The sequence below is a fragment of the Enterococcus sp. C65 genome, from assembly GCF_040887165.1.
GTDB lineage: Bacteria > Bacillota > Bacilli > Lactobacillales > Enterococcaceae > Enterococcus_B > Enterococcus_B hirae.
In genome coordinates this window covers 290,821-315,278 of the sequence record NZ_JBFOFG010000001.1, presented here as the reverse complement: position 1 = coordinate 315,278, position 24,458 = coordinate 290,821, and the positions used below count along the sequence as shown (strand labels likewise).

Here is a 24,458-nt window from a genome sequence, read left to right as displayed (position 1 = left end):
CTGCTTACTGCTTCATTTTCTATAGTTACACCAACAATCAGAAAATAGCGGGCAAATCATTAAAATAACTATGCTAGTTTGGTGTACTAAAAATGAAGAAGTGGCTGTACAGTTCTTTCCACTCCTTCACATTTTGCTACTAGATTAAGCTTTTCTATTTTTTAGAAAACATTCCTTTTCGCATATATGTAATTCCTGAGTAAATAATTACAGCAATGATTACCCAAGTCAGCATATTCAAATCTAAGCTTGTGACGAATTTAACAGCAATAATTACCCCAATCACTCCACCAATCGTAATTGCCAAACTAACTTTACGCGCATAATCACCAGATTTAATAAAGTTACCTGAAGCAACGGGCATCAATCCTGCACAAGAAGCCATCATAATGGGAAAAGCAACAAGTGGACTTAACCCCAACATGTATACTAATGCCATACATGGTGCATATAAACCTACGCCAATCGTCATTAATGCACCTAAGAGGAAATTACCGATGACGCCGATGATTAGCTTAAGACCTGTTAAAGCAGTCGCTTCATTTCCAGAGCCTAAGAGATCTAGCATTCCAGCTTGTTTTAGCCCCATTAAAATTGCTGTCACAATCAAAGCAAGTCCCATAAAAAACTGCACCTTTTTTTCAGGTAGCTTACTGACTGTTTTTGAACCCACAAACGAACCCACAATTGCTGCTGCAACTAATGAAAACAGAGTAATTGGTGATACTTTAACAACCGTAATGAAAATAAAAGCTTCAATGATTACCGGAATAGAGTGTGCCACATTGAGCGTTCCTGGTAATTGTCGATCGTTATCTAATTGCTTGGTAAATTCTAGTAACATGGTTGTTGGCGCAAAACTACCAATCCCTAATGTATCTAAAAAATCGGTAATTAACCCAATTGTTCCAGAAATAAGATAATTTCCTCCACCCCAATTTCCTTTATTTGCAAGTAAGTCGAGAACAAAAAAGAATAAGAAATAGAGTAATAAAACGCTTAATAAACCCAACAGTAGTTGTACCATGATACCTCCTTAATAGTAAGCAGAGTTTTACTAACCCATCATTTTTTATGTAACCATCTGTTAATGGCTAGGACTAGAGAATTCAATTCACATTTTGGATGGTTATACCGTGTATTTTAATCAAGTAAAAATCCATTTTTTAATGAGTCTTTAGGATCGACAAGGAATTGATTAAATCCTGTAATATAAGCAGATCCCGTCACTTTGGGAATAATCGCTTGATAATTTCCTACACGTGTTTCCTTTGTAATTTCTCCCTTAAACATCGTTCCTAAAATACTTTCATAGACAAAACTTTCACCAATTTTCAACTCATTTTTTGCATACAAAGTTGCTAATTTAGCACTCGTTCCCGTTCCGCAAGGTGAACGATCAACTTGTCCATCCCCGAATACCACGACGTTTTGATAAGTAGCTTCAGGACTTTTAGCAGGACCATAAAATTCGACTAAGTCAACGGTTTTAATATGTTTTAATCGGGGATGTTGGATCTCGATATTTTGATTAATCGCTTCGCGGATTTTTAGACCTGCTTCAGTAAATCTTGACGCATTCTTCGCCTCAATTGTTAAACCAACTTCTTCGGCTTTTAATATGGCAAAAAAACTTCCGCCAAAAGAAATATCCACATGAACTGTCCCAATATCAGGCACACTCACTGCCACATTTTCTTTATATAGAAAGGATTCCACGTTTTCAAAAGAGACTGATTCCGCAGAGTAATCTTCATCCAGAAGAACCTCTCCGCAAACAATCCCCGCAGGTGTATCTTGCGTTACTTTAACCACACGGGTGCCTTCTCCTACATCTACCCAGCCCAATTCTACAGCTGCTGTCATTGCCGCAATGGTGTTGTGACCGCACATATTTAAATAGCCACCAGAATCCATGAAAATAATCCCGTAGTCTGCCTCGTCATGAACCGGTTCACAAATAAAAGCCCCGAACATATTTTTATGCCCTCGTGGTTCATGCATTAGCATTTTACGTAAATCATCTGCTTGTGTTTCCAGGTATATTTTTTTATCCGCCATCGTTTTTCCATGAAATTTAGGAATGCCTCCTACAATTAACCGAGCGGCTTCACCAGCTGTATGGGTATCTACTACTGATATCATTTTTGATACTTTCATACTAACCTCCACGTTACTTCAATTTTTGATTATCTTTACGCATCTTTAGTTTTATAAAAGCGAGCGCTTTAACTGCATCATAGAAAGTGATCGTATTTTCTCCAACCACTTCCGTTTCAATCCCTGCTTGTGATTTATTAAAATCCAGCACATATTTTGTATAATCATTTTCTACGACAAACTTGGCTTGTTTCCCAATAAATTTGAGCCCAATAACACTGATGCCACGACAACCTATTTCTTCTAGGGTATTGGCAAAATCGATGTCTGAATTTCCCCAACCATCTGTTGATAAAACAACGCCATCTGTAGCCATCGCTTCTAGCCAAGTAGCTGTTCGTTGTCCGACTAGATGCTTCATTTCATTGCTTTGAGGCGTGCCAATAATAATAACACCTTGGAAATCAATGTCAGGATCTTTGCTTAAAACATCCAGTAAAGGATCTTTAAAAAGGTGCATCGAAGTTTCTTTAGTTGATGGTCCTATTCCCATAAAAATCCCCTTTTCTAACAATTAGACCATTGAACGAATGGCACCATCACGATACTCATTGGCAGATAAAAAGATGGGCATATTATTCATATCGATAATCGAATGACCACCCTTAAACCCACTAGGTTCATCTGGAAATAATAACATATCGTACATCGCACCTTGGCCAGCTACCTGCTTGACCAACGTCACTTTTGGCTTTCCCGGATTTCTTTTTTCTTCATAGATATGTGTTTCCGTTGCTTCCTTACCATCTAGCAACTTTAATTGTTCTCGGATTTCCTGCAGATAATTGTCAACTATCCGAAATAATTTTAAACATAACTCACGATCGAAAGGTGTTCCTTTCTTGACAAGTAAGTCAATCAAAATAATGTAATCCTCTGCGTTAGGTGTGCCCGGTCGATTTAAAAATAAATGATCACGCAATACACCATCAGAAGAACCAAACTCATGGAGCTGTTCACCCTCATCGATTGTGCCGGTCATTATGACCGACACTCCCGTTAATGTATGGGTGATACCCGTCCCCAAAACGCCTAATACTTTAGCAGAAATTGGTAAAATATCCATGATAGTATTTGTGTTGAGGTCTAACTGATGGGGTTCTAACAATCGGATTGTCAAGGATTTGACATCCTCACACAGACAATCAAATTCAGTTTTTATCTGTAGTTGATTGTGATCAAGCTTAAATTGATTTCCTATGGAAACTTTTTCCATATGGAAAACTTTCATTTTTAATGTTTCTCCTTGCATGCTGATCCCTCTTTACACATGAGCGATATATTCATAAGGTAATGGCACAATTTTCCCTGGTGTTTCAATTGAAACTAGGCTTTCTAAAGTATCTTTTAAAATACCCGTTTGCATGTCAATATTATGTGGTTCTCCGGCATTAGCGCCCATCGGCACACGTGGTGCTACGGCTCTAGGTGAACCATTTTGCCGTACTACTGGTGGTAATGCGGCGATTAAAATAGTAGGAATCCCTGCTTCCTCAATTGCTCTCTGCACGATCACGGCAGTTCTATGACAGGTCCCTCAACCAGCAGTTAAAACAACTGCGTCAACTTCTTCTTCTACGAGTTTTTGTGCGATTTCTGGTCCCGTCTGTTCATTAAAGGCATCTTGGTCACCGCCGCCTCCCATAAAGCCATAATGTACAGGGGCAGCTTCTTTAATAAAGCCGTCTTTTACTAATTCATGTAATCGGTCAATCGGAAACATTGCATTGACATCCCGATTAACGTCTGCGTTGTCATATCCACCATGTGAGACCATTAAATCCTCACTTGGTACTCCATCTGGAATCTCACGATACGTTGTGTCTCCTGCCAAATTAAAACGTGTATCACTATTTAAGTGGACACCAGCTGCCGTTGCTAAAGCAATCCGCATCTCTTTCAGCTCTTTTTTAACGGGCGTAAAGACGGATTTGGGTGTGATTGGTACAAAAATTTCTGACTGTAATCCTTCGAATACTGTTAAACTCATTTACTCATTTTCCTCTCTCATTTTTATTTTCTTCTGTTGATTTTTTAAACGTCGACGTTCATGTTCTGTGATTGCTTCCACGTAATGAGTATTGGCTGCTTCTTCCAAAACCTCTGGATAACTCATCAAAAATCCAACTTCTTGTCCTATTTTTAAATCGTACTCTGAAATAATCATGCGCCGCGGAATTTTTAATTGACCTAGTCGTCCTTTGATATCAATAGTTACGCTCGCATCTCGAACTTCAACAAGTATCCCTTCAAACATTTGTTCAGTAGAGACATACTTTAATTTTTCGATTCTATCCATTTTGCACCTTATTTTATTCTTTTTCATAAATTTCTTGACGTTTTTTACTTTTCGGCAAAGATTGCTCATTTTCTTCCAGGTCTATTTTTCTTCCTGTTGTTTTTTCGATAATCTCAATGTTGTTTTGTTTGACATTCGGATTCCATTTACGTTCAGCTGGTTTAATTGTTCCTCCACCCATTAACGTTTTTAACATAGCTAAATCACGAATGGCGTCTTCTCTACACAAGGTATTATTTGATAAAATTTCATTTTCAATCCCTTGTTTTGATTTATTATTATCAACCATTGCGCCCATTTCAGAATTACCAACAACTAAGGCTCCTTGAACAGCACTATAAGAGTCGCCAACCACTTTGATTCCACGTTTTCCAATTTCTTCCATGTGAGAAGCGAAATCAATATGATTATTTCCGAAACCTTCAGTGGTTACAATGGCACCATCAATGTCCATGGCTTCGACAGTCATTCCTAAACGTTTTGAAACATAATATTTTTCAGTATTCGCTTGTGGAGAGCCGACGAACATAACACCGACTAAATCAATTTCTTCATCTGCCATTGCTTCTTTAACAAGCGGTTCCCGCCAATAATGGCGTGAAGTTTCTTTCGAAGCCGGTCCAATACAAGTCAACGCATGGATTCCTCCATCTAATACTTCTGTTGGTGCCAATAGGATTGGCAAATTGCCAAGGTCAACATTTGGTTTTGCGCCAAATGTTCCAACTGGCTCGATGGGCATAATCAAATTATCATGCATCGCACCTTGCCCCATTATTTCTTTGATGATCAAAACTTTCTTATTGCCAATTCGACGTTTCTGTATAATTTCTTCTGAATGTATCACCAATGATTCATCCGCTTTTTTGAGGGCTTCACGAATTTCTTGAGTGATGTAATCAGAAGCTTTGTGAGCGGCTAGCGGACCCGGACGTTCCATATTCGCGTGTTCTTTGATTGTCACTTGGGTTTTAATAAAGATTTCTCCTTTATCTGGTGCTCCAGGTCGTCCCCACATAATGTTACGATCTAATTCTCCTTCAGAAGAACCAAATTCACCGATTTGAACTCCATTAGCATCCGTCCCTGTAACAACCATGACGACACCATCCAGTACTCGGGTAATTCCATGCCCAAGATCACCTTCAACTTTTGCGGCAATTGGCTGAACGTCCATAATCGTTTCACTATATTCAGTGTATTTATCTGGTGTAATGATTTCTAAAGTCATATCTTCAACGAGCTGTTCCAGTTCAACTGCTTCAGCACAAATTTCTGTCATTTTTCGTAAAATTAAAGTTGTTCCTTCGATTTTTGTTTCTTCCCCAAAAATCACCTGATCAATTTTTAGATGATCATGTCGTACAGAACGAATCACTTTTTCTTTCACCTGATTTGAGTTTTCCAAAACCGGTGCTGGTATTACTGGCGTTACTTGCTCAGGGATCATTGATTCCGGTGCAGGATTTACCGTTTCGGTTAACTGAGTAGCCATCATTAAAGGAAGCTCTAAATCAATTCCTTTTCCTTCAGCAATATGAATTTTAATAGTCTGACCACTTGTTACAGAAGATGAAGCAGTTTGAATTGGCGTCGCAATTGTTTCAGAAGTCTCAACTTCTTTTTTTTCATTTAAATGAACTTCTTTCATTCCTTCAGATACACCTTCCAGTAATTCTTTTGTCAATGGAATCAACGCATCCGTTGTTTCTTTTAATGTTGTACCAAGTACTTGTTCAATTGTTAACACATCTTCAGAAAATTCAAGCAACCCTGATTCTTCTAGATCAAGAAAAATTGCGGGGTCCTCTAGACTTTCTGGCGTAATCACTGTGCCTGCTTCCGCACGACAACAGAGTACAGCTAGATCTTTTGCATGTTCTTGGGCAGTTTCAGCCGTAATAGACATTCGTTAAATCCTCCTAAAATTTAAATTTATTTCGTTGTAGGTAATTTACGATATAGTCTGTGCCCATCTGCCCGAAGTACATGATCTGTATGATGATAAACCGGAACTCCTAACCTAGGAGCTACACCAATAACGGTGTTCGTTCAATCAGAACAAGTTCCAGTCATCACAACTTCAGCACCTGCTTTTTTCAAAGCAAAGACTGTTTGTGCTTGTCCTGGACATATACCTGGCAAGGTACATCTATATCTTCCATTCACTTTTACCATTCGCTTACAGCGTTGTGTAGCAACAACTTCAGCACCCATGTTTTCAGCTATTTCAGTCATTCTTTCTTCTGAACCGCCGCATTCACAAAGTAATAGTCCTATTTTTCGATGTTCTTGAGGAAATGGCATAGCAACCAATACCCCTCCGCTGGTTTTCGTAATGGGGGTTTCTTCCGTGCCGCTATGACCAGTCATTGGTCCACCGATCACAATTTCTCCATGGGGCTCAATAAAACCTCCAACTTGATCAATTAATTGCTTGACAGGTGTTCCAATTGGGACATCTTTAAAGACTGTTTTCTTTTGTTTTACACGACCAGATACCGTAAGATCTTTATCAATAAATGGTTTTCGCTGTTCAATCGCTTCGACAATGCGTTTAATTGTTTCAACATTATCCACTACTGCTCCGATTTCGATTGGTAGTTGACCAGGGTCTAAAGTGATGTTCAACACTTCACGAATCACTACACGTTCATCGCCTGCAGGATAGATGTCAGGTAATTGGTAAACATCTATTGTCGGTTCATTGTTGGTAAACTTTAACAATTGTATGACTAACTCTCGATGTTTTCCTTTAACGGCAATGATTCCTTTGGGTGCTTTCGTAATGCTCATGCAATACTTTATTCCACGAATCAATTGTTTGATTTGACTTTTCATTTGCTTTACATTGTGAAGTAATAAAGCTTCACATTCTGCACCATTTGCGATAAAGATGCCTTCTGGTATTTCACAAGATAATTTTATATCTGTCGGAAACCCAGCTCCACCAGCTCCGACAATTCCGGCTTCTTTGATTGCTTGAATATAAGAGGATGTTTCTGGAATAGGAAGATAACTTGAAAAATTTTGCTTTTCATCAATCTTTAGCACAATCTGATCGTTGGTTACTTCTGATACAACGCCTGAAAAGCTAGAATGAATGTTTGCTCCTAATCCATCTGGTTTAGCAATTTTTTGTCCACGTTGCACATATTCGCCTATTTTTACCATACTCTTTGATGAAGCGCCTACATGTTGTTTTAATGGTATAAGAATTTTTTCCACTCTTTTCACCTCCCTCGTTTTACTTGAACTTGAGTAAACTAGCCACCCACAGCTCATGTTTATAATATCACAATATGGAGGTTTGATGAACGATTTATTTATAAACAATTGTTATTTATAGTTCTATAAATGCTTTTATAACAACGAAAATATATGTATTGTTTTTTATTTAAATATAGATAAAAAATAACAATATGTACTTAATGATTATATACATAGAGTGAGAACTGATGGAAAATCTTTTTTCACTTTATTAAACAACACATAAAGTCTATGCAATTTTGATTATCATAATTTTTTCATTTTCATTCATCAAAAAATACAGTTTAGCACGGTTGCTCTTTCAATATCTGTTCTATTCTATTGGCAAAATCAGCTCGATAATCATCTCCTTTTTAGCTAATAAAAAATAAAAAAAATATGTTAGAGAGCAATAGACATTTTCACAATAAAAAAGGGACTGGGACAAAAGTTGTCTCAGTCTCTTCTAGTATCTCTAAAAACGAATAAACGGTGTTCAAACATCAGCCCCTTGAAATAAGCCTGAATTTTTCAAAACATGAGAAGCTGTTTCAAAAAATTCTTTCTTATTGTCATCAGAGCTACCCGATGTTTTTACGACCTCTGATTCACGGCGTTCAAGAAGCAACTCCTCAATAATAAGGGAGGAGTTGCTTCTTTCAAAGCCTCTTTTCATGCGAATCTTAATTCATATTTTTTATTAGGTTTCTCCCCTTATGCACGATGCATTGGAAGATCATTATTACTTGGTTGAACAAGTAAGTATTGGATAACATCAATGTTACTTGATTCAAAAGATGCTGCACAAGCTTGAAGGTAAAGATCCCACATTCGATAGAAGGAATCGCCCATAGTTTCTGTTACCTTGTCTTGTACTTTATGGAAATTATTTGTCCAATGTTCTAAAGTAAGCTGATAGTCCCGGCGCAAACTTTCTAAATCAATTAACTGTAAATCATTATCCGTAATATCTGTTACGATTTCTGCTAATCCTGGAATGTATCCACCCGGGAAAATATATTTGTTGATCCAAGCATTAACTGCCCCACCTTGCTGACGAGTAATACCGTGAATCAACGCTGTTCCTTTAGGAGCTAGTAATTTTTGGATGACACCAAAATACTCTTTTAAGTTGTCTGCTCCCACATGTTCAAACATCCCGACACTTGTAATATGATCAAACGTTTCATCTTTTAGATCACGATAATCCATTAATAAGACCCGACATTTATCTTCCAGATGTTCTTCTTTGATCCGATTAGTAATATGGTTATATTGTTCTTCACTCAAGGTAATACCAGTTGCTTTTACATTGTATTCTTTGATAGCTGTAAACATCAAGGTTCCCCAACCACAACCGATATCTAATAACGTATCATTATCCTTGATAAAAAGTTTATCTAAGATGTGGTGGACTTTATTGATTTGGGCTTGTTCCAATGTATCTTCAGGTGTCTCAAAATAAGCACAAGAATAGGTTAATGTTGGATCTAGCCACATTTCATAAAAATCATTTCCTAGATCATAATGTGCATGAATATCTGCTTGATTTTGTTTTTTTGTGTGTTTTTGCTTTTTAGGAAGCCATTTTAAATAGTCGCTCCCTCTTAAAAAGCTGTTTGCTTGTTGGTAAGCATCGTTGATCAACGCTTGAATACTTCCCTCAATCTCAATACGATGATCCATGTAAGCTTCACCTAGAGCTAGAGAGGCGTTATTTGTGATTTCTTTCATTGGTATTTCTTCATGGATCTTAATTTTGATTTGGGGAGGATTGTCAGTATCTCCATAGCGTTTTGTCGTACCATCCCAGTAAGTAACTTCGACTGGAAGGGAGAAAGAACGTGAAAATAATTGATTATATACTGTTTTTTCTAACATGATTTTCCTCCTTAGAATTGCTACTATTTAACGTTAATACTAAAAATTAAAAGAATCAACTCAGAAGGGTATTTTTCAGAAAAAAATCTTTGTTACCTATCAAATTTTCATTATTTTCACATTTATTTTCTCATAATTAGTTGATGATCTTAGGCCTTGACTTCATCTTTAAAGCCAGTTTTAGCAAAAATCCATAGCAATAAAAGAACTGAAACAGTTGATTGAATACCTAACATCAAAACAAAATCAAAATAAAAGAATCCAACAATCGTGGCAATAATGGAGCCAACTCCAATCACATTCAACATTAAATTGGCACTTTCTTTGAATGTTTGGATGGAAGAAAAACGACTCTTTCTAGTTAGCCATAAAAAGAAAGAAGCACCAAATAAAATGAAGCTAGTCATTATAAATAAGATGATTCCTAAACTCATACTATAAGATAAAATAATCATTGGACGATTACTGGCGTAAAATTCCTGTTCTAAAAATGCTTGAAACTCTTGTGGCGTTCGGACTGATTCGGGATTGAAAGATGCTTGGTAATTCATTTGATAGGTTCTTATACGCCCCTGTTCTTTTTGCTGGATTGTCCAATGATTTTTTGCGAAATCAATAAAGGCGTTTTTTTCGTTTTTTTGTTCTTTCGTCAATCCTGACCCAATCAGTATTTCGTTATTCTGATAAATCGTTATTGGTGAGTGATTTATTTGCCCATTCTCCATGGGTAATTCTGAAAATTTATTTACTCCATCTTGATCAATTAGTTGGTGAACTGTCAAAAATTGCTCCATAGGGATTGCTTTTACCTGATTGGTATAATACATGGTAATCGGCATAACCATCAACGCGACCAAGAAAAGAAAGATCAGACTCAATTTAGGCCATGACAACTGTCTTCTACCAGCAAATAGACGTCTAGGACTATTTAAATGAGAAAAGTAATTCAAAGGAAATGTTTGCATCAAAACCTGCTCCTAACCTTTTGTGCCACCAGAAGTTAAACCAGTGACAAAGTTTTTTTGTAAAAAGAAGAACAATAAACAAATCGGTAATGCAATGAGGATCGCTCCTGCGGCAAATAATGAAACCCGTTGATTTGTCACATCAGAAATGAATGTTTGCAAACCAACTGCCACTGTTTGATTTTCTGGTGTGCGTAGTAAAAATTTAGCGAGCATGAAGTCTCCAAACGGTCCCATAAAGGCCCATAATGCTTGAACGGCAATCATTGGTTTAACTAACGGTAAAACGATTTGTAGAAAAATCCGGAAATGACCAGCTCCATCTAATTTAGCAGATTCATCTAAATCAAGTGGAACAGTATCAAAATAACCTTTCATTAGCCAAGTATTCATCGGAATTCCCCCACCAATATAGATCATTGTTAAGAACCAGTATCGATCTAAGGCGTTAAGTAGAAAAGCCATGACGTAAAAAGCAGTCAATGCAGCCATCGTTGGAACCATTTGAATCACTAGGAAAAACATCAAGCTTGATTTGCGCCCAATGAAACGGTAACGACTATAAGTGTAACCAGCCAATGTTACAACAGTCACTTGGATAACCATTGTTAAAATGGAAATAATCAAGGTATTTTTATACCAAGTACCATATAACGTTTCTGAGAATAGCCGTCTAAAATTTTCTAGTGTCCAGTCACTGGATAAATCCAGACTAAAAGCAGCGATATTACCTGATTTAAATGCTGTACTGGCTGTAATCAACAATGGATAGATAATGATGATCGACAAAAGAATCAAAAAAACATAGGTCAAGAATTGTGACAATCTTCGTTGGAATTTAGCACTTGAATTAAATTGTTTCATCGCTTAGTCCTCCATATTAAATGCATTAGTCTTTTTAAACACAAGTAAAGAAACACAAATGACAATTGCAGAAATAATTAGTGTAATGGCTGAAGCCATGGAGTATTGTGGCGAGGTTCCCGTCGTTAGTTTATAGATCCAAGAAATCAAGATGTCTGTTGAACCTGCGCCCCCTCCTACACTTCCAGGACCACCGTTGTTAAATAAATAAATCATCGAGAAATTGTTGAAATTACCAGTATACTGAGTAATAAACGTTGGCGCTGCTACTAGAAAAATAGCCGGTAACGTGATATTAGAGAAACGTTTCCAAGCATTTGCACCATCGATTTTTGCTGCTTCATATAAATCTTCAGAAATGGATTGTAAAATACCTGTTACCATGACATAGATATAAGGGAATCCTAACCACCCTTGAACCATAATGATCGCAACTTTCGTCCAAAATGGATCTGTTTTCCATGAAATCGCGCTAATGTCTACGAATGGCAGATGATTGATAAAAGGAATCACTTGGGTGTTGATCGCCCCCACACTATCATTGAAGATATTAGAGAAACTCATAATTGTTATAAATGCTGGTACCGCCCATGGTAAAAGGAAAATAATACCAAAAAATCGTCTAAATTTAATAAATTTTTGGTGAGCAATAACGGCTGTAAAAATACCTAATGTGATTTGAAGTGTCGTTGCACATAGTGTCCAAATAACAGTCCAAGAAAACACAGAGAAAAAGGTATTACGGTAAGAACTTAAGAAGAAGATACTAAAAAAGTTTTTTACTCCGATCCAATCAATCAAACTAGCAGGTGGGATATGTTTGAAATCATAGTTGGTAAATGCTGTAAATAATGTGACTAGAACTGGAAAAATAATCGTAAAAATCATCAAAAGATAGGCTGGAAGTGTAAGCAAATAAGGAAATCCCTCATCACCAATATTATGTATAACTTCCTTCATCGTTCGGTTGATTTTCTTACCTTCTTTGCGTAAAACTGCGACACGTTTGGCATCTAACAGATTCAGTCCATAGAAAATAAAAAAAATAACCGTAATGATTAGTTGCAGCGTTCCTTGAATCAAAATAAATAAGGAGTGATCCTCCATCGGAACCGTTCCCAGTGTGACTAAGCCAATCAAAGATTGGAAGCCACCAACTATCAGTTGTAGAATAAATGCTACGAAAATACCTAGAAATACGATTCCTTTGAACGCTTGACCATTAGCAAATTGCCCTAAGCCAGGTATGAGAGACATAAGTGTAATTTTTCTTACATTGATATTATTTTGTTCGTCTTGCATAACGATACCCCCAGTACTACTATTTTATTCTTTGCGCAAGGAAATGAATCAGTCGGCTATCCATAATAGCCATCTATAAGTAACTATTCATAGCAGTTATACATAGTAACTATAAATAGTAGCTATCCATGACAGTCATCAATAATTGCTATCAAAAACCATTTTCCATTCATTTGTAGTCCTCACTCAGTTGCTATAAAAAACTCTGCTCGTGGATGTTATTCACACGAATCAATGTGAAACAGTTAAAGAAAATACACCGTTCAACTGTTTCACCTATTGATCCATGACTTGTTTTATGATTTGGTTGACCAAATGAGATTTAGTGGTCTACTATCACCACATCTAGTAAAAATATCCATTTGATCGTGAATAGAGATCGCTTTGTTACTTTTAATATTTTTGCTCAATCGCTTCTTTTATGGTTTTCACTGCTTGGTTAGCAGATTCTTTTGGCGATTTAGAACCTGAAGCTGCATCAAACATTAAGTTTTCAGCACCAGTCCAAACTTCAGCCATTTCTGGAATATTTGGCATTGCTTGCGCAGTTTCATACTGATCAATCACCGCAGTTGTCAATTCATCATTTTTTGATTTAGCTGTTTCACGTGCTGCTTGATTGGCTGGAATCTCATTGACCATTTCAAAGAATTTTTCTTGATTTTTTGTGTTTGTCACATAGTCTAACCATTTTTGTGATAATTCTTTGTTTTTAGAATAGTTACTTGCTACCCAACCTTTTCCTCCACCAAACGGTTGATAAGATTCGCCGTTGTTCAATGTTGGAATTTTTGCTACCCCATAATTGATTTTGTTGTCTTTATAAGTTTGTGCTTGCCAAGGACCATCAATGATTGCTGCTGCTTTGTTAGACATGAATTGTTGGCTAACGAAATCGCCTGCACTCTTGATATCTTGCATCCCTTTTGGCCAAACATTTTGGAACCAGTTTGTAGCATAAGTGATTCCTTCGATTGATCCTGCATTGTTTAGACCAATATCTGATGGATTAGTTCCGTTGTCACCAAAAACGTACCCGCCATAGCCTGCTAGTAAACCATAAGAATAATAGAAATCAGTCCATTTTGCTAAGAATCCAGTATTTTTTCCTGCTTCTGATTCAAAGGCAAAGCGTTTGTCTTTGGCTAGATTTTCTAATTCTTTGAAAGTGGTTGGTGCTGCATCTACTAGATCCTTGTTGTAGTACAAGACTAATGTTTCGATCACCGCTGGTTCGCCGTAAATTTTTCCGTCATAGGTCACTTGTGCTTTATCTGTTTCATCATAGTCGGCTTCATTTCCTAATTTGACTTCCGCTAAATGGCCTTGTTGTCCTAACGCACCAATTCGATCATAGGCTGCCATCATCACATCTGGTCCTTTACCGGCAGGCCCATCCAAAGAAAGCGCTTCTAATTGATCGAACATATCTTTTTCAACTAGCTTGATTTTGACATCATTCTCTTTTTCAAAATCACCCTTGATCTCATTGATGTAATCTTTATAACCAGAATCTACCGATACAGTTAATGTTTTTTCATCATTTCCACCGCTAGCTGTATCAGCTTTTCCATTACCACAAGCTGCTAATCCACCTAAAATACCAAGTGACAATAAACCCAACCCTAATTTTTTAACATAGTTTTTCTTCACTTTTTGTTCCTCCACTTCCATAAATGTTGTTTGTATAAAGAGTATACTGTTATAAAACGACAACTTGCAAACGCTTTCTGCTTGTTACCGGTAACAAGTTATTCACACATCAAAATGAATCCGAATTGTTGAATTTCAGCTTTCCCATCATTTAATAATTCACTATTTTGGCTTAAGATAATTTCATTTTTCTGATCAACCAAATAACCTGTAGAAGATTGATTAAAAATAGCATGGATCTTTTGGCCGTTCAATTCACGAGAAAAATGAATCACGTCTTGACTATCATCAATTAGCTCCCAGCAAATCGTACCTGTGATTAAAATTTCAGATAATCGTTTCCGAAGATAAATCAATTCTTTAATAAAACCGTATAATTCCGTATCTTGTTGCTCTTTCTCCCAGATCATACATTTACGACAATCAGGATCATCTTCTCCAGTCAATCCGATTTCCGTTCCGTAATAAATACAAGGTGCGCCTTTTTGTAAAAACATGAAAGTAAGTACAGCTTTCATCAACTCTTTATTTCCATTACACAATGTTAGGATTCTCGCAGTATCGTGGGAATCTAATAAATTAAATGTTCCTTCGTTTACTTGATCTTGGTACAGCATCTGCTGATGGTTCATGCCACTTGCCATTTGTGAAGCAGTGATTTTTCGTTTAACAAAATAGTCTTTGATTGAGTCTGTAAACGCATAGTTCATTACAGCATGGAACTCATCTCCTTGTAACCAAGCTTGGGATGAATGCCAGATTTCGCCTAAAATATAAATATCTGGTTTGATTGCAGTGACTTTTTCATGGAACAATTTCCAGAAATGATGATCGACTTCATTAGCGACATCTAAACGCCACCCATCAATATCAAATTCTTTCACCCAATAAGCAGCAATATCTAGTAAGTACGATTGAACCTCAGGATTTGCTGTGTTGAGTTTAGGCATGAAAGGTGTAAAAGCAAACGTATCATAAGATAAATTTGCTGCTGTTTCGGGTAAATTCGTCATTTGATAGGCATCCACTGGAAAAGAATGAATATGGAACCAATCTTTATAAATTGATTTTTCGCCATTTTTGATCACATCTTGCCATTGGGGCGAGTCACTACCAATATGATTGAAAACAGCATCTAACATAATGCGGATACCCTTTTTATGCGCTTTTTCGATTAATTCTTTTAACAGACGTTCGTCACCAAAGGCTGGATCAACCTTCAAATAGTCGATCGTATCGTATTTATGATTAGACATAGCTTGGAAAATCGGGCAAAAATAAATACCATTGATTCCCAAATCGACTAAGTAATCGAGGTGATCAATCACACCCTGTAAATCACCACCAAAGAAATCATCTCGGTCAGGTGCTTTACTTCCCCATGGTAGCGTATGAGCTGGATCGTTAGTTGAGTCGCCATTCGCAAATCGTTCAGGAAATATTTGGTACCAAATCGTTTCTTTTGCCCATTGCGGCACTTTGAAACGATCAATTTCATGAAAATAGGGTATCCGGAAATAGTAATTTGCTTCTGCTAAGTTCGCTGGTTCATACGCAAAAATCCCTTGATCCCCGTAAAAACATTCTGTGCCATCAATTCCTACGATATGAAACCCATATTGTAACCTTCTAGTCGAGCTTGTTTGTTCCACTTCCCAGTAATCATGAACTAAAGTACTCAGACTTTTTTTCATTGGTATTTCTTCCAGATACCATTTTTGTGAATCAATCGTATAAGGATCGCCACTAATAAGATAAACTTTTTTTACATCGTCTTTACAGGTACGTAAACGAATTCTGAAAGTATCAGCTGTATATAAAAAAGCATATTCACTTTCCGGTCGATGATAAATTGCTGCAGTGTTCATGTATTTCCTCCTTCATATTTAAGATTACGTGTTCACTATAAAAGAGTGAACAACAAAAGACAACGCTTTCATTTATGTTATCGGTAACAGAATTCTGTTTCCCATGATTATCTCATCAAAAGGAGAAGTTAGGTCAATGGCGACATTAGCTGAATTATCGGTATTGTAGAAAGCGTAATTTTATACTCGCTACTTGCTGATTCATATAAAAAAAGTTCAACAAAAAGAAAGAATCCAAAAGAGAAAGAGCTGCTTTTGGATTCTTTATGATTACTTGGTGTATCTCTCTACGACGACCACAGTGATTATATTATTTGTCAAACGTTTATTATTAAGAAAAAAGGAGTTCCTTTTTGTAGCAATAACGTTCGATTTTTTCTTGATCAAGGACTGCCCCATTGCCTTTTCCTAAGGGAACTGCAAGTTTCCCATCAGTGAGGCAAGCTTTATTTTTGATGATATCATCGTAGTAATAGCGATCTGATGCCGATATATCGCCAGGGAAAGTAAAGTCATTTTGGCTGGCAAATTGTATATTTAAGCAACGTCCTACTCCCGATTCAAACATTCCACCTAGCCACACCGTCAAGTTATGTTCACGACAAAATGTTACGATGGATAATGCCTCAGCGATTCCACCCACTCTGGGGATTTTTAGATTAATCCCACGACAACTTCCCAAGGTATGAGCGGTTTTAACATCATTTAGTGTACGAATATTCTCATCTAAACAAATTGGTGTTTTTAATTGTTTCTGTAAATACGCATGCTCGATAAAATCCCGTTGATTAAAAGGCTGTTCAATCATCGCTAGGTTTAATCGATCCAATTCTAACAATACCGGTAGATCCTTTAATGTATAAGCAGAATTGGCATCTGCCATCAAAAGCAAGTGAGGAAATTCCTTTCGTAATAAGGTTAATGGTTCGATATCGTAACCTGGTTTGATCTTTAACTTCAACCGCGTATAGCCTTGAGAAACATACATTCGAGCTTGTTTTAACAATTTTGCAGAATCTGTGTGGATACCTAAACTAATCCCAACTGCTAATTCTGTTTTCGTACTTTTGAAAATTTCTCGGAGACTGACATTCTTTCGTCTGGCATATAAATCCCAAATAGCAGTTTCCATGGCTGCTTTTGCCATAAAATTCCCTTCCACTTTCGTCAATCGTCGCTGAACTTCGAAAGGCTCTTTGATTGGAGACATAGTAAGTAAAGGAATCAATTCATTTTTGATGATCAAGCGACTCATATCGATCGTTTCTTCAATATAGTCCGCTTGTTGGAAAGAAACCAACTCTCCTACTCCTTGATTGCCTAATTCATCCTCGATTATCAATAAATCAAACGCTTTTTCAGTTAAAATTCCATAACTCGTTTCAAAAGGGGTAGTCAAAGGTAATTTAAGTTGTAATTGCTCGATTTTTCTAATTTGTATCACTTTTTTCTTTCTCCATTATCCATTGATTTACTAGGGAAACAAATTTCGTTGGCTGTTCTAGATGAATACAGTGTCCACTTTTGGGAACCAAGGCCATGGAAAACAGACTATTTTCTTCAACCAATTTTTTTCCGATTTTTTGAAACTTATCATCATATTCTCCTGCTAAATAAAGGATCGGTCTTTGGATATTTCTAAGCGATGGCCAGTAATTCGTCTGTTGCCCAGTTCCCATGTACATCAAACTAAGCGCCAAACCAATTGGTTGTTGCATAAGTCTTCCTTGGCGAATCTTTCTTCTTGTCGAATCAGGTAGTTCTTTTTGACTTTCAAATAATGGAATCGATTCCCAATAATCCACAAAACCAGACAATGGTTCAGTCATGATCTTTTGCGCTAATAGAAGATCTTTTTTTTGACGTATGAGTCTTTCGCTAAGCGAACTGATGCCTGGTGTACCACTTTCCATAATGATGCCTAAAATTCCTTTTGGTTGTTCAATCAGCCAAGTTAACGCGGTACGGGCCCCCATGGAATACCCCAACAAATAAAAGGCATCGATCTTTAATTGCAAAACCAATTGTGCTAAATCTTGAACAAGTAATGGAAGCTTATAGCGATAAGGATGAACATAAACATCCGTCTTACCATGCCCGATCAAATCGATTGCTAAAACATTTAAATCTTGAAAAGGCAAAGAAAAGCTCATGGAAGTTCCGGTAAATCCGTGTAAACAAATGATAGTAGGTCTCATTGGAGATGTTCGCTGTAACCAACGATAAGCATAATTAACACCATTGATTTTTATTTTTCCCTCACTCATTTCGATTACCGTATCCCTCAATCATGTGTTGCCAAAGCTCTGCTGGTGCTTTTTGTTCGCCAACGACTTCAATCAACGTCCAAGTTGAATTTTCTTTCTCTTCTCTACTGTCTTTACTGTCTATTCTTTCTCGACTTTCACAAACTATTTGTTCAAATTCAGTCAGCGATTTGGGCTTTTTATAAGCGCCGCAGTAGAGATCTGCCACTTTCTCCAAGTCTAGATGTAAGGGTGTTGAAAACAAAGGATCAAAAAAGGAGTTATCTAATTCCCTTTGAGGAAGGAAAGAAAAGATACCTCCACCGTTATTATTCAAAACGATCACAGTCACCGGCAGCTCAAGTTCTTTGATTATTTGTAATCCATTCATATCATGAAACAAAGCTAAGTCACCAATCAACAAAAACATCTGCTGTTTCTTAGCCGCACAAATACCTGCAGCTGTTGAAACAATCCCGTCAATACCATTTACTCCCCGATTCCCATAGACTGAAAATCGTTGTTTTGAAAAACCAGCGTAGCGATCAATAAAACGAATAGCATTGCTATTGGACAAGAAGAGTGTTTCGTCAAACTTTAACAATTGAAAAAGACGCTTACTGGCATTGCTTTCGTTATAGGCATCTAAGGGTAAGGTTGTTTCTATCGTTTGTCGGGCAAGCTTTGCTCTTTCTTGCCAATAGGATAACCAGTTTCTATCTGCATGAGTATGAAATGCTTCATCGCTCATGTTCTTAACCATGCTACAAAACGTCAGTGGATCAATTGGTAAAACATAATTACTTTGATGTAACCAGTCTTTCCAAGATTCGCTTTCATCAATGATGACATAAGTCAGGTCTTTTGACTGCTTTAAATAAAGCATGAGGTTTTTGGCCAATGGCAAGTTACCAAACTGCCAAACGATTTCGGGTGTTTCTAAGCGTTGATCGGCAAAGATCAAATCAACATGAGAAATATAATTGTCGCTTTCTTTCCCGCAATTTCCTAAATTTGTAAGTGGATCACCAAGAATAGGCCATCCTACGATTTCAGCTAGTTCAATCATTTTCGTTGCCTGTTGTGTGGTCAATTCTTTTCCAACAATAATCAACCCTTTTTTGGTCAACCAAGAATCAAGTTCTGGTAACGAAAAGGAAGTTACTTTATTGATCGTTTCCCCTTTTCTTGAATAATGACGTGTAAATGATTGTGATAAATCCGGCAGTAAAGGTTCTCGAAAAGGTAGATTCACATGTACAGGTCCTTTAGGAATTTTTATTGCAGCAGCCGCACTCTCCCAACCCTGAAAAAACGCATATCTTTCAAAAGATTCTCCTTCTTCTGGCAAAGCCATTCCGATATACTTTTTGACATGGCTTCCATACAAATGTTGCTGATCCATCGTTTGTGGTGCTCCTACGCCTTGCGCCTCTGGTGGACGGTCAGCGGTCAACACAACGAGTGGAACATTTGACGCCTCAGCTTCACAAATGGCTGGATAATAATTTGCTGCAGCAGTTCCTGATGTACAAATCAGACCCACAGGTTCCTTTTGTGCTTTTGCTAAACCAAGCGCAAAAAAAGCAGCCGAACGCTCGTCCACGTTGATATAGCAATTGATTTCCGGGTCACGATAAGCCAATAAGGCCAGTGGTGTCGAGCGTGATCCTGGGCTAATGACCATTTCTTTTAATCCACTTTCTTTCAATCCATGGATAAATGCTAATAAATAAGCAGTCAGCTCTTTTGTGTTCGTCATTCTTTTACACCTCGAATCATCGGTTGAAATTTTAGAGCAGTTTCTAAGTATTCCGCTTCAGGCGTTGAGTTTGGCACAATTCCACAGCCAGCATACAACTGGACCTCAGTATCACTCACTACTCCAGAACGAATACCAACTGCAAATTCACCAACATCCTCAGTTAAACTACACCAGCCAATTGGACCACCGTATAACCCTCGCCCAATAGGTTCTTTTTCCGCTATCCAATCAATTGCTGCCTGTTTAGGTACACCGCCTAAAGCTGGTGAAGGATGTAGTTGTCGTATGACTTCTAAAAATGAGAAACCGTCCTGACGGCTCCCTTTCAACGTCAAACAAAGATGTTGAATGTCTCGGTTTTTTAAAAGACTTTTTTCTGATACTGTTAGTTTCCCCTTAATAAATGAGTGCATCTGTTCTGTTAAACGTTCGACGACTAATTGGTGTTCTCCAATATTTTTAGAGTCTTTTAAAAGTTTTTCTCCCAATGTAACGTCTTCTCTTTCGTTTGAACTTCTAGCGATAGAGCCAGCAATGCTAGCGGTCAAGAAATGGGTATCAGTCGCCTGAAGCAAACGTTCAGGTGTTGCGCCAATAAACGCTTGACCTTTTGCTTCTAAAACAAAGTGATAGGTGTTTGGTTGTTGACTAATCAGATGAAGTAAGATTTTTTCAACAGAAAATTCTTTGCCAACTAATTGCATCTGTCTTGCTAAAACCACTTTTTTAAGTGCTGATTTTTTATTTGCTGTGACTTCGATCGTCTCTTCAACAGCTTTTAAGAAATGAGGAACAGCTACTTCAGTTTCTTTTAATATTTGACTTGGCGAAAAATCTGGAACACATCGCTCTTTCATTTCATTAATGAGTCTCATTTTTTCTTTAATAAACTCATCGAGTTTTTTTAAAGTTTTAAAATGATTCCTTGCGGTTATTACAACGGTTAGTTGCTGATGATTTTGCTTGATTAATAGTTCGGGTAGAATAAAACAGCCCTCTGCCAATTCTCCCCAAATAGGCGCTTGTTTTTTGTTTTCAGCATCAAAAGGTAATCCTCCAAAAAGAATCGGAGTCTCTTTTTCAGGAACCAGAAACGAAAGTTTTTTAAAAAACTCTTGTTTAGCATTTATCAGGTCTTCGGTGGACCAGTTCCCACGCTTCTTTAAAAGATTATGCCCAAACCCCAAGAAACCGACATTTTTGTCTGGCGTTTGCCAAAAGAAACGTGTGCCTTTAAAGTCACTCGCTTTTGCAAAGAGATTTGCTAACGGTTCATAAGGAATCTTAAAGCTATAACATACATAGTCAGCTTCAGGTACTTCCTGTAGATTTAGATTAAATAAGTTGGTAGTCAATATAGTTCACTCTTTCTTCTGTTAAAAAAAGTCGTTTTAATGGTTTTCCTGAGGCTGTTTTTGGTAGATCATGGATGACAAAAATTTCGTCAGGATGTTTGTAGGAAGCAAGTGGCTCCATGAGATTGTAAATTTCATTAACGCTGACCTTATCTATTAATTTCAAATAAGCTACTGGGCGTTGCCCCCAGTTAGGATCGGCTCTACCAATAACAATAGCCTCTGCAATTTTCTGACTTTTTAAAAAAATTGCTTCAATCTCAGCAGGGTAAATATTTTCTCCGCCAGAGATGATTCGCTCACTCATTCGACTAAGAATTTTTAGTTCACCAGTATCTGTTAAATAGCCCCAATCACCAGTACAAAACCAGCCCTCTTTCGTCCACGAATGTCGATCTCGTCCGTTGAGATATCCTTTAACGATCGACGAACCTTTTAAAAGAATTTCTCCAGATTCATTCGCTTGATCTGTCCCATCGATTTTAATTTGCACACCCATTAGCGGACGACCAACCGTGTCTTTAAACTTTGAATGCAAATTGATTTTACCTGCGACAACTTGGGAACATGTTTCTGTCATGCCATAAGACAACATAACGGGTAGCTTCAACTGGCAACAGTCTTCAAGTAAGGTAGATTCAATCGGACCGCCACCTAATAAAACTTGCTTCAAAGAAGAAGGATAACCGTCTTCTGGTACAAACGGCAACAGATCTTTTAACATTTTCGTGACTAACGACAAATAAGCGGTTTTTTTGCTTAAAATCAGTTGGTTGACTTCTGATGGGTGAAATTTTTCACATAAATGAACGCTAATTCCTAAAACAAGGGAACGTAAAAGAATCGATAACCCACTGATATGGTACAACGGGACGCAACAAAGCCAATTCTCGCCAGACTCGATAGCCATACTTTTTTGTGTAGCTAGGCTACTTGCTTGATGGTTTGAAAAAGTTTGAGGTACTCCTTTTGGCTTTCCAGTAGTCCCAGATGTATACATGATCGAGGCTATTTGCTCCAATTGATAGCCGAAATCATTTGGTGGTTCATTAATTCTCCCGATTAGTTCCTTTTTTTGCGGGAAAGAAATGATGGTTACATTTTCAAAGGAAAAATGTTCAGGATGTTCAGTGATCAATAGTCGTGTATTGGCATCTTTTAACTGATAAGCTAGTTCTTCACTGGTTAACCTTGTATTTAGAAATTGGATCTCCATTCCTAATTCCCATAGAGCTAAGATCGACTGATACATCATTGTCTGATTGTCGCTCAAAATGGCTACTCTTTTAATAGTTTTTTGTTGATTGCTTATAAAACGTTTGAAATAATAAGCAAGTTGCTGTACATAGTGATTCAATTCACTAAACGTTAGACAAACATCTTTCGTATAAAAGGCTGGCTGATCTGGCTGTTCTAATGCTTGTCGTTGCAACCAACTATTTGGTTTTTGTTTAGGGAAATTTAGGAAATTGGTCAAAGTCAGGCTCTCTCTTTTCTTTGAATGCATCTCGTCCTTCTTGAGCTTCAGCCATCGTGTAGTAAAGTAAAGTGGCATCCCCTGCTAATTGTTGAATCCCCGCTAGTCCGTCTGTATCTGCGTTCATTGCAGCCTTGATCATTCTTAATGCTAAAGGACTTTTCTTCAACATTTCTTCTGCCCACTCTATCGTTACGTCTTCAATTTCGGCTAAAGGTACCACTGTGTTGATCCAATTCATTGCTAAAGCTTCTGTTGCGGAATACTGTTTCGTCATAAACCAGACTTCTTTTGCTTTTTTATGACCGATCACTCGAGCTAGATAGCCTGATCCATAACCGCCGTCAAAACTTCCTACATTCGGACCTGTTTGTCCAAATTTCGCATTTTCAGCGGCAATTGTGATGTCACAAACAAGTTGTAAGACATTGCCTCCACCGATCGACCAACCTTTGACCATAGCAATCACAGGCTTTGGAATGACCCGAATCAAGCGTTGGAGATCTAGCACATTCAAGCGAGGGATTTGATCATCACCTACATACCCGCCATTTCCTCGAACTTTTTGATCTCCACCAGAACAAAATGCTTGATCTCCTGCCCCGGTTAAAATAATCACACCAATATCTTGCCGCTCTCGACAAATAGTAAAAGCTTCAATCATTTCAAACACTGTCTTTGGAGTGAATGCATTGTGTACTTGCGGTCGATTAATTGTTATTTTTGCTATTTTATCATGTTTTTCAAAAAGTATTTCTTCATAGTCTTTAATTGTTTGCCATTCTCTCATTTTATTCCTCCTCTAAGTTGAACATTCTTATTATACACAAAAGCCAAAGAAAACGTTTGTAATTTTATATTTTTTAAGAATTTCTGTTATACTATTCAAAAAACAAAAAAAGGAATGAAACCTAAAAATGAATTTAATCGAATATTTACAGATTGAGACAATGTCTATCTCAAAAGAACAGGTTGAATTGTTACTACCGATTTCTGACATCCATCTCCAACCTTTTGGCTTCCTTCATGGCGGAATCAACGGTATCTTGATTGAAACCGCTTGTAGTATTGGTGCTAACCAACATTTAAGCTCGCCACAATATGCGGTAGGTGTAGATTTACACGTCAACCACCTTAACAGCGCTCAAAATGGACAATTACGAGTGATCGCACGTCCGACTAAAATTGGACGCTCTATCCAATTTTGGGCAGCTGAAATTTATTTAGAAAAAGAAAACAAACTAACCCCTGCTCATCTTATTGCCAATGGTTCTTGCACACTAACTGTTCGTAACGAATCGACATGACGTTGCATTTATGTCCAACCTTTCATTCATTAAATTTCCATCTTTATTTGCTCTTTATCGAAATAAG

General features: G+C 37.4%; 22 protein-coding genes. 1 reads left to right on the top strand and 21 read right to left on the bottom strand.

The genetic code is table 11. The features are described 5' to 3' along the window. Nucleotides 1-154 precede the first annotated feature (154 nt). The 21 genes from AB3I12_RS01325 to menB all read right to left on the bottom strand — a co-directional run bounded on the left by AB3I12_RS01325 (nt 155) and on the right by menB (nt 23,874). The gene (locus tag AB3I12_RS01325; protein WP_010737601.1) at nt 155-1,027 is read right to left on the bottom strand and encodes a sulfite exporter TauE/SafE family protein; all 873 of its coding nucleotides are present in this window, start codon (nt 1,025-1,027) and stop codon (nt 155-157) included. Between the two features lie 116 nt (nt 1,028-1,143). Then, on the bottom strand, nt 1,144-2,160 hold the full coding sequence (locus tag AB3I12_RS01320) for a proline racemase family protein (RefSeq protein ID WP_063627131.1): 1,017 nt from the start codon (nt 2,158-2,160) through the stop codon (nt 1,144-1,146). 13 nt (nt 2,161-2,173) lie between these two features. Continuing rightward, nucleotides 2,174-2,653 carry a glycine/sarcosine/betaine reductase component B subunit gene (locus tag AB3I12_RS01315; protein ID WP_063627132.1) on the bottom strand — a complete coding sequence of 160 codons (480 nt, stop codon included), beginning with the start codon at nt 2,651-2,653 and terminating at the stop codon, nt 2,174-2,176. A gap of 21 nt (nt 2,654-2,674) precedes the next feature. Next, nucleotides 2,675-3,412 (bottom strand): proline reductase cluster protein PrdD, encoded by a 738-nt coding sequence (prdD, locus tag AB3I12_RS01310; RefSeq protein ID WP_063627133.1) that lies wholly within the window; start codon nt 3,410-3,412, stop codon nt 2,675-2,677. Nucleotides 3,413-3,424: 12 nt separating this feature from the next. Beyond that, nucleotides 3,425-4,150 carry a D-proline reductase (dithiol) protein PrdB gene (prdB, locus tag AB3I12_RS01305; RefSeq protein ID WP_081248811.1) on the bottom strand — a complete coding sequence of 242 codons (726 nt, stop codon included), beginning with the start codon at nt 4,148-4,150 and terminating at the stop codon, nt 3,425-3,427. Next, nucleotides 4,151-4,459 carry a CBO2463/CBO2479 domain-containing protein gene (locus tag AB3I12_RS01300; protein ID WP_010719135.1) on the bottom strand — a complete coding sequence of 103 codons (309 nt, stop codon included), beginning with the start codon at nt 4,457-4,459 and terminating at the stop codon, nt 4,151-4,153. Nucleotides 4,460-4,472: 13 nt separating this feature from the next. Then, entirely contained in the window at nt 4,473-6,368 is a 1,896-nt protein-coding gene (prdA, locus tag AB3I12_RS01295; protein WP_063627135.1) for a D-proline reductase (dithiol) proprotein PrdA, read from the bottom strand. 26 nt (nt 6,369-6,394) lie between these two features. Next, a complete protein-coding gene (prdC, locus tag AB3I12_RS01290; RefSeq protein ID WP_178243843.1) occupies nt 6,395-7,744 on the bottom strand; it encodes a proline reductase-associated electron transfer protein PrdC in 1,350 nt (449 codons plus the stop codon). 460 nt (nt 7,745-8,204) lie between these two features. Further along, nucleotides 8,205-8,384 carry a hypothetical protein gene (locus AB3I12_RS01285; RefSeq protein ID WP_063627136.1) on the bottom strand — a complete coding sequence of 60 codons (180 nt, stop codon included), beginning with the start codon at nt 8,382-8,384 and terminating at the stop codon, nt 8,205-8,207. Nucleotides 8,385-8,422: 38 nt separating this feature from the next. Continuing rightward, nucleotides 8,423-9,589, bottom strand: coding sequence for a class I SAM-dependent methyltransferase (locus tag AB3I12_RS01280; protein WP_010719132.1), 1,167 nt, complete (start codon nt 9,587-9,589; stop codon nt 8,423-8,425). Between the two features lie 149 nt (nt 9,590-9,738). Next, nucleotides 9,739-10,554 carry a maltodextrose utilization protein MalA gene (locus AB3I12_RS01275; RefSeq protein ID WP_034698022.1) on the bottom strand — a complete coding sequence of 272 codons (816 nt, stop codon included), beginning with the start codon at nt 10,552-10,554 and terminating at the stop codon, nt 9,739-9,741. A 12-nt stretch (nt 10,555-10,566) separates the two neighbouring features. Next, nucleotides 10,567-11,418 (bottom strand): sugar ABC transporter permease, encoded by an 852-nt coding sequence (locus tag AB3I12_RS01270; protein ID WP_010719130.1) that lies wholly within the window; start codon nt 11,416-11,418, stop codon nt 10,567-10,569. Nucleotides 11,419-11,421: 3 nt separating this feature from the next. Then, nucleotides 11,422-12,720 carry a carbohydrate ABC transporter permease gene (locus tag AB3I12_RS01265; protein ID WP_053765998.1) on the bottom strand — a complete coding sequence of 433 codons (1,299 nt, stop codon included), beginning with the start codon at nt 12,718-12,720 and terminating at the stop codon, nt 11,422-11,424. 393 nt (nt 12,721-13,113) lie between these two features. Further along, nucleotides 13,114-14,373: an extracellular solute-binding protein gene (locus AB3I12_RS01260; RefSeq protein WP_010737611.1), complete on the bottom strand. Its 1,260-nt coding sequence runs from the start codon at nt 14,371-14,373 to the stop codon at nt 13,114-13,116. A gap of 98 nt (nt 14,374-14,471) precedes the next feature. Beyond that, entirely contained in the window at nt 14,472-16,241 is a 1,770-nt protein-coding gene (locus tag AB3I12_RS01255) for a glycoside hydrolase family 13 protein (protein ID WP_053765997.1), read from the bottom strand. A gap of 331 nt (nt 16,242-16,572) precedes the next feature. Next, nucleotides 16,573-17,682, bottom strand: coding sequence for an o-succinylbenzoate synthase (gene menC, locus AB3I12_RS01250; protein ID WP_063627701.1), 1,110 nt, complete (start codon nt 17,680-17,682; stop codon nt 16,573-16,575). Beyond that, nucleotides 17,672-18,508 carry a 2-succinyl-6-hydroxy-2,4-cyclohexadiene-1-carboxylate synthase gene (menH, locus tag AB3I12_RS01245; protein WP_053765996.1) on the bottom strand — a complete coding sequence of 279 codons (837 nt, stop codon included), beginning with the start codon at nt 18,506-18,508 and terminating at the stop codon, nt 17,672-17,674. The genes menC and menH overlap by 11 nt, the downstream gene beginning before the upstream one ends. Beyond that, entirely contained in the window at nt 18,501-20,249 is a 1,749-nt protein-coding gene (gene menD, locus AB3I12_RS01240; RefSeq protein ID WP_063627137.1) for a 2-succinyl-5-enolpyruvyl-6-hydroxy-3-cyclohexene-1-carboxylic-acid synthase, read from the bottom strand. Before menD ends, menH begins: the two co-directional genes overlap by 8 nt. Next, nucleotides 20,246-21,607, bottom strand: coding sequence for an isochorismate synthase MenF (locus tag AB3I12_RS01235; protein WP_063627138.1), 1,362 nt, complete (start codon nt 21,605-21,607; stop codon nt 20,246-20,248). Before AB3I12_RS01235 ends, menD begins: the two co-directional genes overlap by 4 nt. Continuing rightward, nucleotides 21,588-23,114 carry an o-succinylbenzoate--CoA ligase gene (gene menE, locus AB3I12_RS01230; protein WP_081248813.1) on the bottom strand — a complete coding sequence of 509 codons (1,527 nt, stop codon included), beginning with the start codon at nt 23,112-23,114 and terminating at the stop codon, nt 21,588-21,590. The genes AB3I12_RS01235 and menE overlap by 20 nt, the downstream gene beginning before the upstream one ends. Continuing rightward, on the bottom strand, nt 23,059-23,874 hold the full coding sequence (gene menB, locus AB3I12_RS01225) for a 1,4-dihydroxy-2-naphthoyl-CoA synthase (RefSeq protein WP_063627140.1): 816 nt from the start codon (nt 23,872-23,874) through the stop codon (nt 23,059-23,061). The genes menE and menB overlap by 56 nt, the downstream gene beginning before the upstream one ends. Before the next feature lie 127 nt (nt 23,875-24,001). On the opposite strand from menB, the gene AB3I12_RS01220 reads away from it, so the two are divergent. Further along, nucleotides 24,002-24,391, top strand: a complete 390-nt coding sequence (locus AB3I12_RS01220; RefSeq protein WP_010719120.1) for a PaaI family thioesterase — start codon at nt 24,002-24,004, stop codon at nt 24,389-24,391. Nucleotides 24,392-24,458 lie beyond the last annotated feature (67 nt).

Coding starts and splice junctions, on each gene's coding strand:
- AB3I12_RS01325 (WP_010737601.1), bottom strand. CDS start 1,027: ATGGTACAACTACTGTTGGGTTTATTAAGCGTTTTATTACTCTATTTC.
- AB3I12_RS01320 (WP_063627131.1), bottom strand. CDS start 2,160: ATGAAAGTATCAAAAATGATATCAGTAGTAGATACCCATACAGCTGGT.
- AB3I12_RS01315 (WP_063627132.1), bottom strand. CDS start 2,653: ATGGGAATAGGACCATCAACTAAAGAAACTTCGATGCACCTTTTTAAA.
- prdD (WP_063627133.1), bottom strand. CDS start 3,412: ATGCAAGGAGAAACATTAAAAATGAAAGTTTTCCATATGGAAAAAGTT.
- AB3I12_RS01300 (WP_010719135.1), bottom strand. CDS start 4,459: ATGGATAGAATCGAAAAATTAAAGTATGTCTCTACTGAACAAATGTTT.
- prdA (WP_063627135.1), bottom strand. CDS start 6,368: ATGTCTATTACGGCTGAAACTGCCCAAGAACATGCAAAAGATCTAGCT.
- AB3I12_RS01285 (WP_063627136.1), bottom strand. CDS start 8,384: ATGAAAAGAGGCTTTGAAAGAAGCAACTCCTCCCTTATTATTGAGGAG.
- AB3I12_RS01280 (WP_010719132.1), bottom strand. CDS start 9,589: ATGTTAGAAAAAACAGTATATAATCAATTATTTTCACGTTCTTTCTCC.
- AB3I12_RS01275 (WP_034698022.1), bottom strand. CDS start 10,554: ATGCAAACATTTCCTTTGAATTACTTTTCTCATTTAAATAGTCCTAGA.
- AB3I12_RS01270 (WP_010719130.1), bottom strand. CDS start 11,418: ATGAAACAATTTAATTCAAGTGCTAAATTCCAACGAAGATTGTCACAA.
- AB3I12_RS01265 (WP_053765998.1), bottom strand. CDS start 12,720: ATGCAAGACGAACAAAATAATATCAATGTAAGAAAAATTACACTTATG.
- AB3I12_RS01255 (WP_053765997.1), bottom strand. CDS start 16,241: ATGAACACTGCAGCAATTTATCATCGACCGGAAAGTGAATATGCTTTT.
- menH (WP_053765996.1), bottom strand. CDS start 18,508: ATGAGTGAGGGAAAAATAAAAATCAATGGTGTTAATTATGCTTATCGT.
- menD (WP_063627137.1), bottom strand. CDS start 20,249: ATGACGAACACAAAAGAGCTGACTGCTTATTTATTAGCATTTATCCAT.
- menE (WP_081248813.1), bottom strand. CDS start 23,114: ATGCATTCAAAGAAAAGAGAGAGCCTGACTTTGACCAATTTCCTAAAT.
- menB (WP_063627140.1), bottom strand. CDS start 23,874: ATGAGAGAATGGCAAACAATTAAAGACTATGAAGAAATACTTTTTGAA.
- AB3I12_RS01220 (WP_010719120.1), top strand. CDS start 24,002: ATGAATTTAATCGAATATTTACAGATTGAGACAATGTCTATCTCAAAA.